Origin of the sequence: Streptomyces sp. IBSBF 3136, from assembly GCF_036815105.1 — a bacterium.
GTDB lineage: Bacteria > Actinomycetota > Actinomycetes > Streptomycetales > Streptomycetaceae > Streptomyces.
Map to the genome: position 1 here is coordinate 1 of NZ_JAJSZC010000249.1, position 10,865 is coordinate 10,865.

Genomic DNA, 10,865 nt, shown 5'->3' on the forward strand with positions numbered 1-10,865 from the left:
GCCTTGGCCCGGCCGGTCCGGACCGCCCGCGCCACCGGCACCCTGTGGGTGTTCGCGCCCGACACCGCCGACCGCACCCGGCTCCGGCTCGTCCGGCGCCGGGTGCTGCTGACCGCACTGCTCGCCGCCCCGCTGTCCGGGCTGCTCGCCTGGGGCCTGGCCACCGGCGCGAGCGCACCCCTGCGCCGCCTGACCCGGCGCACCGCCGGACTCGACCCGCGCACCAGCACGACCCGCCCGCCCGGGGAACACACCGGGGTACGCGAGGTCGACGAACTGGCCGCCACCGTACGCACCGTCCTCGCCCGCTACGACGAACAGGCCGCGCGCACCGCCCAGGCCCTGGACACCGCCCGCTCCTTCTCCTCGGCCGCCGCGCACGAACTGCGCACCCCGCTCATGAGCATCGGCACCAACCTGGACATCCTCGCCGACCACCCCGGCCTGCCCGACCCCGACCGCACGGAGGTCCTCACCGACCTGCGCCGCGAACACGCCCGGCTGCTCGGCCTCCTGGTGATGCTGCGCGAACTGGGCCGCGGCGACCTGGTCGACGCGGACGCCTTTCACGACGTCGACCTCGCGGACCTCGCCGACACCGCCGTCGCCGACGCCCGGCGCCGCGCCCCGGACGCCGTGATCACCCTCGCCGCGCCACCCGGCTCCACCGTGCACGGCTGGGAGGCCGGCCTGCGGCTGCTGCTCGACAACCTGCTCGCCAACGCCCTGGCCCACGGCCGGGACCCGGACGGCCGGGCCACCGTGGCGGTCGGCGTGCGGGCCGAGGTCGGCCAGGTCCTGATCACCGTGACCGACCGGGGCCCCGGGGTGCCGTCCGACGCCCGCGAACGGATCTTCGAGCGGTTCCGGCGGGGCCCGCACAGCTCGGGCTCCGGCCTCGGCCTCACCCTCGTCGCCCAGCAGGCGGCACTGCACCGGGGGAGCGCCCTGGTGACAGACGCGCCGGACGGCACCGGGGCCCGCTTCGAGATACGGCTGCCCTCGGGCGACGGCACCCCGCCCGAGCGACGGGACTGGCTGATCGGGACAGACCGGGCAGAACGGTCACAGAGTTTCCCCAAAGACCGTTCCTAACCTCCGTCCCGTCGGACGGACGACAGGGCCGTCCGGGAACCGAACGGAACGGAGAGACGGATGAACGCACGACGACACACCAGGGTGCTGCTCGCCGGGTTCGCCGCGGCGGCCGTGCTCGCGGGCACCACCGGCGCGGCGGCCGCCGACACCACCCCCGCACCCGGCCCCACCGGTGACGGGGCACGGGCCCTGTGCAAGCGGGTGCCGAAGCTCGACCGCCGGATCGAGCGGGCCCTGAAGCGGCTCGACGCGGGAGCCGGGCGGCGCGGCTCGGTGGCCCGGCTGCAGCGGCGCGTGGACAACGCGAAGCAGGCGGGCCACACCGAGATCGCCACCTTCCTCCAGGACCGGCTGGACTTCCGCAAGTCCCTGGCGACGAACCTGAAGCAGCGGCAGAAGGACCTGAACGACGTCCGGACCTGGTGCCGGGACAACGGCGGCGGCAAGGCGGCCGGCTGATGCGGGCGCGCGCCGGGTGGGTGGCCCTGTCGACGGCGGCGCTGCTGGGCACGCTCGTCGCGGGCTGCGCGCACCACGACGGGGCCGCGCCGAAGGCGCCGCCCTCCTCCGCGCCCTCCGCCTCCACGTCCTCCTCGGGCGCGCCCGAGGGCTACGCGGAGATACGGAAGAAGGTCGACGCGGCCGAGTCCGCGGCCGCGGCGGCGGACCGCGACGCGGCCGACGACGCGAACGGTGGCGCGGCGGGCGCCGCGGCCGGCGGCACGGACCGCTGAGCCGGGCGTGACCGGCGCGAGGGGGACCGGGCGGGGCGCCTCAGCGTTCCCCGCCCGGCACCCACAGCACGTCGCCGGTCTCCTTGTTGGCGATCCTGGCCAGGATGAACAGCAGGTCGGAGAGCCGGTTGAGGTAGGTCGCGGTGAGCGGGTTCATGTGCTCGCCGTGCGCCTCGAGGGCGGCCCAGGTGGAGCGCTCGGCGCGGCGCACGACCGTGCACGCCTGGTGCAGCAGGGCCGCGCCGGGCGTGCCGCCGGGCAGGATGAAGGAGCGCAGCTTCTCCAGCCGCTCGTTGAAGCGGTCGCAGTCCGCCTCCAGCCGGTCGACGTAGAACTGCTCCACCCGCAGCGGCGGGAACTCCGGGTTCTCCACCACCGGCGTGGAGAGGTCCGCGCCCACGTCGAACAGGTCGTTCTGGACGCGGGTGAGGACCTCGACGACCTCCGCGTCCAGACCGCCCAGCGCGATCGCGGTGCCGAGCACCGCGTTGGCCTCGTTGGCGTCGGCGTACGCCGAGATCCGCAGATCGGTCTTGGCTACCCGGCTCATGTCACCGAGGGCGGTGGTGCCCCGGTCGCCGGTCCTGGTGTAGATGCGCGTCAGATTGACCATGCGACCAGCGTAGTTACACCTCGGCCGGGCGGAACACGCCTCCGGGTCGACGGGAGCGTCCGCGGCGCGGTGGACCCGTGCGCGAGGAGGCGGCCCGCGGCGGCAACAGGGTTGAAATCGCGGGGGTTTGACGCCCCGGCCGGAAGGGCCGCGGGCGCGTCGGGACGACCGCCGGGAGGAGCGCCGGGTCCGCCGTACGGGACGTGACGGGTGTCTCACGCGCTGAGACAGTGACACGCATTACTTACCGTCCTCAAGGTGCCACCCGAGCGCTAATGTCCGCCGGAGAGGCAGACGTCGAACGCGTACAAGGGAGTCGGAGTGGCAGGGAAGCTCGCCGTCATCGGGGCCGGTCTCATGGGGTCCGGCATCGCCCAGGTCGCCGCGCAGGCCGGCTGGGACGTGGTCCTGCGTGACGTCACCGACGAGGCTCTCAAGCGTGGCACCGACGGCATCAAGGCCTCGTACGACAAGTTCGTCGGCAAGGGCAAGCTGGCGGCGGACGACGCCGAGGCCGCCCTCGCCCGCATCACCGCGACCACCGACCTGGACGCCGCCGCCGACGCCGACATCGTCGTCGAGGCCGTCTTCGAGAAGCTGGAGATCAAGCACGAGATCTTCCGCGCGCTCGACAAGATCGTGCGCGAGGACGCCGTGCTCGCCTCCAACACCTCCGCCATCCCGATCACCAAGATCGCGGCGGCCACCGAGCACCCCGAGCGGGTCGTCGGCGTGCACTTCTTCTCGCCGGTGCCGATGATGCAGCTCGTCGAGCTCGTCCGCGGCTACAAGACGAGCGACGAAACCCTCGCCACGGCCCGGGAGTTCGCCGAGTCCGTCGGCAAGACCTGCATCGTCGTCAACCGCGACGTCGCCGGCTTCGTCACCACCCGGCTGATCTCCGCCCTCGTCGTCGAGGCGACCAAGCTCTACGAGTCCGGCGTCGCCACGGCCGAGGACATCGACCTCGCGTGCAAGCTGGGCTTCGGCCACGCGATGGGCCCGCTGGCCACCGCGGACCTGACCGGCGTGGACATCCTGCTGCACGCCACCAGCAACATCTACACCGAGTCCCAGGACGAGAAGTTCGCCCCGCCGGAGCTGATGCGCCGGATGGTGGACGCCGGTGACATCGGGCGCAAGAGCGGGCAGGGCTTCTACCGGTACTGACCCGTACACGACCGGACGCACGCCCCGGGAGCATCACTCCCGGGGGTGAATTCGGTATCGGTTCGCTTACAAACAGCAACCGCTCTGCCACTCAAGCAGTCAGACGTTGCACAACATGAGCACCGACACGGAGTACGCACACCGCACTCAACGGGGAGCGCATATGTACATCAGGGGCGACCACGCCGAGCTGGTCGTCGGGGGCCGCCTCGACGTCCGCAGCGCGGCGGACGCCCGTACGGCCCTGCACTCGGCCGTCGACGACGGAGTCGGGGACCTGGTGCTCGACCTGTCCGAACTGGACTCCTGGGACGCCACCGGACTCGGCGTGATCATGGGTGCCCACCGGCGGGCCGGCCGCTGCGGTCGCCGCCTGGTGCTGCGCCGTGTCCCGCCGCAGATGCAGCGCCTGCTGGTGGCCACCCGGCTGCACCGCATCCTCGCCATCGAGGGCGGTATCGGGGTGGAGTCGCTGCCCCGGGTGTAAGGCCGTGATCGGGTGGTGACCGGGTGTCGGGCAGGAGCCGGACGCAGCAGTCGAACCGCGCGTCGGGGGCAATCCTCACCGGACCGTGACGTCTCGGGCCGGGCGGCACCCCGCCCTGTCGTAGATACTGTGCGAAGGTTTAGGGTTCGGTCGCCCGCAGCCGTATGAACCCTCGAGCGGGCCCGGACCAGAAGCGACAGCACGGTGTGCAACAGGCCGGGAGGGGCCGCCTGATGAGGGCACACGACGCTTTTGGGGAGCTGGAACCCATGGACCCGATCACTCCGGGACCCGAGGAGCAGGGCCAGGCTCCAGGCCGCCGCCCGCCCCGGGAATCCCTCACCACCGACTTCGGTCAGAGCACGCCCGCGGTCGTCCGCACGGCGCAGCTCGTCTCCGGCGACTTCCTGCTGACCGTCAACCCCGTGGACGGCAGCGAGATCGAGCCCTGCCCGCCGCACGAGCGGCCCGGCCGGCCCCGCAAGCGCACCGCCGCCGAGCGCGCCGAGACCGAGCGCGCCGCCCGGCCTGCCGTCCCCGCGGGACCGGCGCTGCCCGCGCTCGCCCTCCTGGAACGCCAGGACGAACGCGAGCGCCTGGTCCGCCTGCTGGCCCGCGGCCGCTCCGTGCGCCTGACCGGCCCGGGCGGCTCCGGCCGCACCGCGCTGCTCGACCTCGTCGCCGACGACTGCCTCGACCTCGCCCCCGACGGCGTCGTCCGGCTCACCGGTTTCCGGCGCACGGCCACTGATCTGCTCCACGACCTCTTCCAGGCCGTCCACGACGCCCCGCGCCACCGGCCGGAGCGGGAGGAACTGCTCGAACTGGTCGGTGAGATCGGCGCGGTCGTCGTCGTGGACGACCTGGAGTTCGGCGGCGCCGCCCTGGAGGAACTGCTCGACGCCACCCCCGAGTGCGCCTTCCTGCTCGGCGCCACCCCGGACGTCCCCGCGCCCACCGCCGACTCCGAGGTCGAGGAGGTCTTCCTCGGCGGACTCGACCGCGCGGCCGGCGTGGAGATCCTGGAGCGCGCCGTGGGCCGCGTGCTCTCCGAGGAGGAGGCCAACTGGGCGGGCGACCTGTGGTTCGAGTCGGAGGGGCTGCCCCTGCGGTTCGTCCAGGCCGGCGCCCTGCTGCGGCAGCGTGAGCAACTGCGGGCCAGCACCGGCGCGGTGGACGAGTACGGCGTCTTCGAGGACGTACGGTCGCCCGTCGAGGCGGTGTTCGGCGAAGCGGTGCTCGGCGAGGCGGCGGCCGAGCAGGTGCCGCTGCCCTCGCTCGCCGAGGCGGCGGCACCCGCGCCCCTGCTCGCCTCCCGGCTCAGCGCCTCGGCCCGAGCCACGCTCCGCTTCGCCGTCGCCCTCGGCGGCGAGGTGCCGCACCAGGCCCATCTGCCCGCGCTGGTGGGCGACACCCACGCGGACGCCGCGCTCGGTGAACTGGCGAGCTGCGGGCTGGTGTCCCCGGTGGGCGCCCGGTACCGTCTCGCGGCCGGTGTGCAGGCCCAGCTGGAGGCGGCCGGCTACGACGCCGAGGCGCAGGCCCGGGCGCTCACCGCGGCCGAGCACTACGCCTGGTGGGCCGGGCACCCCTCGGTCACCCCGGAGCGGGTGAGCGCCGAGGCCGACGCGGTGCTCGCCGCGCTCACCGTCGTGGTGCCCTCCACGGTGCCGCCGGCCGAGGACGAGGAGAGCGTCGCGGTCCGGCTGGCCCGTACGGCCGCGCCCGCCTTCGCCACGGGGCTGCACTGGAGCGCCTGGGAGCGGGCGCTGCGGCTCGGCGCCGAGGCCTGCCTGGCGTCCGGTGAGTCGGCGGACGAGGCCTATTTCCACCACGAGTTGGGGGTGCTCGCGCTCTGCGAGGGGCGGCTGGAGCGGGCCCGGGCCGAGCTGGAGACGGCGGCCGGCCTGCGCGGGGCGCTCGCCGACAAGCGGGGCGCGGTCGCCGGGCGGCGCGCGCTGGCGCTGGTCGCCGATCTCTCGGGCGAGGCGCCCGGGATGCCGTCGACGGCGGGCGAGGAGGTGCCGGACGCGCGGCACGAGGAGTCGGCGTCGCCGCCGGGCGGGGTGCCCGCGGCGCACGGTTCGTACGGCCTCGCGGGCGACACCCTGGTGACCCGCCGGCCGCCCGCCGGGTCCGGCGGCGGGATGCGCCGGCCGGCCCGCCGCAACCTGGTGGCGGCCGGGTCGGGCGCGCTGCTCGCGGTGGTGCTCGGCACGGTCGTCACGCTCGGCATGACGTCCGGTCAGGACTCGGGGAAGGACCCGGCGGGCAAGGTAGAGGTCAACCCGTCGGTGAGCCAGGACCTGGACGACGGCAGCCTGGGCGCGGACCCGAAGAAGGACACCGGCGGCGGCCGCACGTCCACTCCCCGCAGCAGCCCGACGGACCCGGGTCCGGACGGCACCTACGGCACCTCGGACGACCCGGCGCCGACCGCGGCCACCACCGGCCCGGCGGTCCACCCGAGCGGTTCGCGGACGCCGGGGGGCGGGGGCGCGACCCCGACGCCGTCGCGGACCACGCACAGGCCGGGTTCCCCGACTCCGACGCCGACGAGGTCGACCCGGCCGTCGACGTCCCCGTCCGGTTCGCCGTCGGCGTCACCCTCGGCCTCGCCGTCGGCGACGCCGTCCGGGAGCACCCCGTCGACCAGCGACTCGGCGAGCGGCCCTTCGTCCCCGGACGGTACGGCCGGCAGCTCCGGCCCGGTGATGTAGGGCGGGCCGGAGGCCGTCGCCCCGGGCGACGGCCTCCGACCCCCGCCGGGGTCTTTCGGTGGTGCCCGGTCAGAACAGCCGGAGCTTGTCGTCCTCGATGCCGCGCAGGGCGTCGTAGTCCAGGATCTGGCAGTTGATGCCCCGGTCCGTGGCGAGGACCCGGGCCTGCGGCTTGATCTCCTGGGCGGCGAAGACACCGCGGACCGGGGCGAGGTGCGGGTCGCGGTTCAGCAGTTCGAGGTAGCGGGTGAGCTGTTCGACGCCGTCGATCTCACCGCGCCGCTTGATCTCCACGGCGACCGTCCCGCCGTCCGCGTCCCGGCACAGGATGTCCACCGGTCCGATCGCGGTCATGTACTCGCGGCGGATCAGGGTGTAGCCGTCGCCCAGCGTCTCGATGCGGTCGGCGAGCAGCTCCTGCAGGTGCGCTTCCACGCCGTCCTTGATCAGGCCGGGGTCCACGCCGAGTTCGTGCGAGGAGTCGTGGAGGATCTCCTCCATCGTGATGATCAGTTTCTCGCCCGCTTTGTTGACGACGGTCCAGACGCCCTCGTCGTCGCCCGCGCCCTCCTTCAGCGTGCAGGGCGGCGACATCCAGTTGAGGGGCTTGTAGGCCCGGTCGTCCGCGTGGATGGAGACGCTGCCGTCCGCCTTGACCAGGATCAGGCGGGGCGCCGAGGGCAGGTGGGCGGTGAGCCGGCCGGCGTAGTCGACCGAGCATCGGGCAATGACGAGACGCATGGTCGGCAACGCTACTCGACGCGCGCGGGTGCACGCGATTCGCCCTGCTCCCGTCCGCATCCCCCGTCCACCGGGTCCCGGTGGGCCACCCCATTCATCCTGGTAACTCTTGTTCATCCTTGGCCGATTGTGGGCGCAACGGGACCGTTCCATATACGCAATCTGCTGGTGTGGTCACCGACCGTTGCCTACCGTAGAGAACGGGAGGTCGCGACGTGTGTACGCAGCGTGTTCGAAATCGCGAACTTCCGCATCTGTCCGGCAACCCCTGCTCGTCGGGGGTGCGAGAGGAGAACCCATGTCGCTCGACGTCTCACCGGCCCTACTCGAACAGGCCGAGCGAGGCGAGGTCGACGAAGCAGCATTCGTCGACTGCGTCCGGACCTCCCTGCCCTATGCGTGGGAGATGATCAGCTCCCTGGTGGCCCAGCTGAAGGTGGACGGCGGTTCCTTCGCCGACAACCAGACGCCCCCGCCGGACGAGCAGGCACGCGGTCAGCTGCTGCGCGCGCTCGCCAGTGACGCCATACGCGGCGCCCTGCAGCGGCACTTCGGGGTGCGGCTGGCCTTCCAGAACTGCCACCGGGTGGCGGTGTTCCCGCTGGACGCCTCGGTCGACGAGACGTTGGCCCGCTTCACCTCGGTGCGCAGCCAGTTGCTGAACCAGTCGCCGGAGTTTCGGGACTGCTGACGCGTGATCGACGGGCCACTGACGCAGTGGGCCCTGCTGCTTGCCGCTCCATCCGGGGGAGGTGCTTGCGTACTGGGGCGGCAAGCCCCCGTGGTGCCGTGACGCGTCCGTGCCCCGGGGGAGCCGGCGGCCGGTCAGCGCAGTTGCGGCAGGACCTCGGCGCCGAGCCGCCGCAGGTTCTCCTCCGTGGCCGCGAGGTCGCCGGAACCCTCGACGAGCAGGGCGAAGCGGGAGATGCCCGTGCGCTCCGAGGTGGCCGCGAGCCGGTCGGCGGCGAGCCGCGGGGTGCCCACCGGGTGCAGTCCGCAGAGCAGTTCGGTGTAGGCGAGCGGATCGCGCATCGAGCGCGCCCGGCCGTCGACCGTGACATGCGCGTCGAGGCCCTGCTTGAGCCAGCCCGGCATCGCCTTCAGCAGCGTCTCCGCCGCGCCGGTGCGCCGGTCCGCGATCTGGCAGACGCCGGCCGAGACGTGCGCCGCGCCCGCGATCTCCTCGGCCGGCCGCCCCGCGGCCCGGGCGAACTGCCGCCACAGGGCGACCATCTCGGCCTTTTCCTCGTCGCCGATGTGCATCCCGAGCAGCATCGGCAGCCCGCGCTCGGCGGCCAGCCGCACGCTCGACGGGGAGGTGCAGGCGACGACCACCTCCGGCCCGGGTGTGTCCGTCAGTGCCTCCGACGGACGGGGCACGACGGGCACCTCGCGGAAGGAGAACCGTTCTCCCGACGCCGACACCGAGGGCTCGCTCAGCCAGCGCACCAGCAGATCGAGTGATTCGGGGAACCCGTGCTCGTACGCGCCGAGGCCCGAGCCGAACACCTCGAGGTCCACCCACGGACCGCCGCGCCCCACGCCGAGCGTGAACCGTCCGCCGCTCGTCAGGTGCAGCAGCGCCGCCTGCTCGCCGAGTGCGACCGGGTGCGCGGTGGGCAGTACGCTGACCGCGGTGCCGACGCGGATGCGGCGGGTGCGGCCGAGCAGCAGCGCGGCCAGGGTGACGGCGGACGGGCAGGTGCCGTACGGGACGAAGTGGTGCTCCGCCAGCCACACCGCGTCCAGCCCGGCCTCCTCGCTGACCTCCGCCGCGCGGACCGCCCGGTGCAGTGCCTCGCCGTGGCCCTGCCCCGGGAACTGTGCCGCCAGCACAAAACTACCTACGTGCATCGCATTTCCTGCTTCCTTGGCTCCGACCCGGAGCTCCCCCACCCGGCATAACCGTCTGACACGTGCCGAGGACACGGCCTGGCAGAGAGATTTGCGGATTGTCTGCAGAATGGGCCGCCCCGGAGGGGGACTTGTACGGGTTGGAGCGCTTCGGGTACCCGTGCGGAACCCGCGTAGGCTGGATGCGGTCCGTGCTTCCTGTATAGCCCCGAGAGGTGTCCCGTGTCCCCGCGTCGCAACCGCCCGAAGGCCGCCGGAGCGTCCGGCCGGAGCGCCGAGGACGACTCGGCCGGCCGGTACGGCGGCTGGCAGTCCACCGAGAGCTGGCAGGGCGACGAGTGGAGCGTGCGCCACGTCGCCGGGGCGAGCGCGCAGGGCAAGACCTACCGCTGTCCCGGCTGCGAGCAATTGATCCCCTCCGCCGTCCCGCACGTGGTGGCCTGGCCGGAGCACGCGGGCGTCGACGACCGCCGCCACTGGCACAAGGCGTGCTGGAACGCGAAGGACCGCCGCACCACGCGGGTGCAGCGGTCCCGTAACGCGCCGAGGTTCTGAGCTACACGTCCCGGCTCTGCAGCAGCGCGCACGCGCCGGCGAACGCCGCCGCCGTCACGCCGAGCATGATCCACAGCGGGTCCCAGCCCGTCGGGCCGGACGAGCTCAGGGTGTTGTCGTAGAAGACGCCCATCTGGCTCGGGATCGAGTACTCCAGCAGCGCCTTCTGCACCTTCTCCAGCGACGAGGCGTTCATGAACAGGGCGATCACCAGCGGGGCGAGCACGGCGCCGATCATGATGGTGATCGCGCCCGCCGAGTGCCGGATGATCGAGCCCACGAGCAGCGAGAGCAGGCCGAGCAGCGCGATGTAGAGGCTGATGCCGACCGTGGCCTTCAGCCATTCCCCGCCGGAGGGGGAGCGGCCGCCGTTGCCCTCCAGCATGGACGTCTGCACCATCGCCACGAACGACACGGTGGCCAGCGTCACCACGAAGGCGATGACGAAGAACACGATCGCCTTCGCGGTCAGCACCCGGGCCCTGCTCGGGCACGCGGTCATCGTCGTGCGGATCATGCCCGTGCCGTACTCGGACGCCGTGGTCAGCACGCCGAGCGTGATGATGCACATCATGCCGATCAGCAGGCCGAAGAAGCCGAGGGTCAGCGGGCTCGTGCCGCCGAGGTCGCCCGAGCCGCGGACCGCGACACCGGCCATGAGGCCGATGCCGACCACGAGCAGGACGAAGACGCCGAGCGTCCACATCGTCGAGCGCACCGACTTGATCTTCGTCCACTCGGACGCGAGGGCGTGGCCGAGGTGGGTGCGCACGACCGGGATCGGCGAGCTGTAGCCGGGGTACGGCCCGCCGGGGGCCGCCTGCCGGTCGGGCGCGACGGGGGATCCCTGCGGCATCGGGGGCTGGTGGGTGCTCATCGGGCGTCCTCGGGCT

The 10,865-nt window shown here is 73.2% G+C and carries 12 protein-coding genes; 8 read left to right on the forward strand and 4 right to left on the reverse strand.

The window, feature by feature from the left end; genetic code table 11:
- The 3 genes from V7E45_RS34550 to V7E45_RS34560 all read left to right on the forward strand — a co-directional run.
- On the forward strand, positions 1 to 1,095 hold a 1,095-nt coding region (locus tag V7E45_RS34550; protein ID WP_333778202.1), incomplete at its 5' end, for a sensor histidine kinase.
- A 60-nt stretch (positions 1,096 to 1,155) separates the two neighbouring features.
- Positions 1,156 to 1,557: a hypothetical protein gene (locus V7E45_RS34555; protein ID WP_333778203.1), complete on the forward strand. Its 402-nt coding sequence runs from the start codon at positions 1,156 to 1,158 to the stop codon at positions 1,555 to 1,557.
- Positions 1,557 to 1,832: a hypothetical protein gene (locus tag V7E45_RS34560; protein ID WP_333778205.1), complete on the forward strand. Its 276-nt coding sequence runs from the start codon at positions 1,557 to 1,559 to the stop codon at positions 1,830 to 1,832. The genes V7E45_RS34555 and V7E45_RS34560 overlap by 1 nt, the downstream gene beginning before the upstream one ends.
- Positions 1,833 to 1,872: 40 nt before the next feature.
- Here the strand turns inward: V7E45_RS34560 and V7E45_RS34565 are convergent, their stop codons facing one another.
- Complete coding sequence (locus V7E45_RS34565; protein WP_333778206.1) at positions 1,873 to 2,445, reverse strand: cob(I)yrinic acid a,c-diamide adenosyltransferase; 573 nt, start codon at positions 2,443 to 2,445, stop codon at positions 1,873 to 1,875.
- Between the two features lie 321 nt (positions 2,446 to 2,766).
- Here V7E45_RS34565 and V7E45_RS34570 point away from each other — a divergent pair, with 321 nt between their 5' ends.
- From V7E45_RS34570 to V7E45_RS34580, 3 genes are all read left to right on the forward strand, one after another.
- Positions 2,767 to 3,615, forward strand: a complete 849-nt coding sequence (locus V7E45_RS34570) for a 3-hydroxyacyl-CoA dehydrogenase family protein (protein WP_333778207.1) — start codon at positions 2,767 to 2,769, stop codon at positions 3,613 to 3,615.
- Between the two features lie 163 nt (positions 3,616 to 3,778).
- The gene (locus tag V7E45_RS34575; protein WP_020942284.1) at positions 3,779 to 4,102 is read left to right on the forward strand and encodes an STAS domain-containing protein; all 324 of its coding nucleotides are present in this window, start codon (positions 3,779 to 3,781) and stop codon (positions 4,100 to 4,102) included.
- 269 nt (positions 4,103 to 4,371) lie between these two features.
- Positions 4,372 to 6,822 carry an ATP-binding protein gene (locus tag V7E45_RS34580; protein WP_333778208.1) on the forward strand — a complete coding sequence of 817 codons (2,451 nt, stop codon included), beginning with the start codon at positions 4,372 to 4,374 and terminating at the stop codon, positions 6,820 to 6,822.
- A 69-nt stretch (positions 6,823 to 6,891) separates the two neighbouring features.
- Here V7E45_RS34580 and nucS read toward each other — a convergent pair whose 3' ends face one another.
- Positions 6,892 to 7,563, reverse strand: coding sequence for an endonuclease NucS (gene nucS, locus V7E45_RS34585; RefSeq protein WP_333778209.1), 672 nt, complete (start codon positions 7,561 to 7,563; stop codon positions 6,892 to 6,894).
- A 298-nt stretch (positions 7,564 to 7,861) separates the two neighbouring features.
- On the opposite strand from nucS, the gene V7E45_RS34590 reads away from it, so the two are divergent.
- Positions 7,862 to 8,254 carry an SCO5389 family protein gene (locus V7E45_RS34590; protein ID WP_020942287.1) on the forward strand — a complete coding sequence of 131 codons (393 nt, stop codon included), beginning with the start codon at positions 7,862 to 7,864 and terminating at the stop codon, positions 8,252 to 8,254.
- Positions 8,255 to 8,388: 134 nt separating this feature from the next.
- Here V7E45_RS34590 and V7E45_RS34595 read toward each other — a convergent pair whose 3' ends face one another.
- Complete coding sequence (locus tag V7E45_RS34595) at positions 8,389 to 9,417, reverse strand: LLM class flavin-dependent oxidoreductase (RefSeq protein ID WP_333778211.1); 1,029 nt, start codon at positions 9,415 to 9,417, stop codon at positions 8,389 to 8,391.
- Positions 9,418 to 9,639: 222 nt separating this feature from the next.
- Between V7E45_RS34595 and V7E45_RS34600 the strand changes: the two genes are divergently transcribed.
- A complete protein-coding gene (locus V7E45_RS34600; protein WP_333778212.1) occupies positions 9,640 to 9,972 on the forward strand; it encodes an ATP/GTP-binding protein in 333 nt (110 codons plus the stop codon).
- 1 nt (position 9,973) lies between these two features.
- Here the strand turns inward: V7E45_RS34600 and V7E45_RS34605 are convergent, their stop codons facing one another.
- A complete protein-coding gene (locus V7E45_RS34605) occupies positions 9,974 to 10,849 on the reverse strand; it encodes an ABC transporter permease (RefSeq protein WP_333778213.1) in 876 nt (291 codons plus the stop codon).
- Between the last annotated feature and the right edge of the window lie 16 nt (positions 10,850 to 10,865).

Excerpts from the sequence above, each read along its gene's own strand:
- V7E45_RS34565 (WP_333778206.1), bottom strand. The coding sequence starts at position 2,445 with ATGGTCAATCTGACGCGCATCTACACCAGGACCGGCGACCGGGGCACC.
- V7E45_RS34555 (WP_333778203.1), top strand. The coding sequence starts at position 1,156 with ATGAACGCACGACGACACACCAGGGTGCTGCTCGCCGGGTTCGCCGCG.
- V7E45_RS34595 (WP_333778211.1), bottom strand. The coding sequence starts at position 9,417 with ATGCACGTAGGTAGTTTTGTGCTGGCGGCACAGTTCCCGGGGCAGGGC.
- V7E45_RS34605 (WP_333778213.1), bottom strand. The coding sequence starts at position 10,849 with ATGAGCACCCACCAGCCCCCGATGCCGCAGGGATCCCCCGTCGCGCCC.
- V7E45_RS34580 (WP_333778208.1), top strand. The coding sequence starts at position 4,372 with ATGGACCCGATCACTCCGGGACCCGAGGAGCAGGGCCAGGCTCCAGGC.
- V7E45_RS34575 (WP_020942284.1), top strand. The coding sequence starts at position 3,779 with ATGTACATCAGGGGCGACCACGCCGAGCTGGTCGTCGGGGGCCGCCTC.
- V7E45_RS34560 (WP_333778205.1), top strand. The coding sequence starts at position 1,557 with ATGCGGGCGCGCGCCGGGTGGGTGGCCCTGTCGACGGCGGCGCTGCTG.
- V7E45_RS34590 (WP_020942287.1), top strand. The coding sequence starts at position 7,862 with ATGTCGCTCGACGTCTCACCGGCCCTACTCGAACAGGCCGAGCGAGGC.
- nucS (WP_333778209.1), bottom strand. The coding sequence starts at position 7,563 with ATGCGTCTCGTCATTGCCCGATGCTCGGTCGACTACGCCGGCCGGCTC.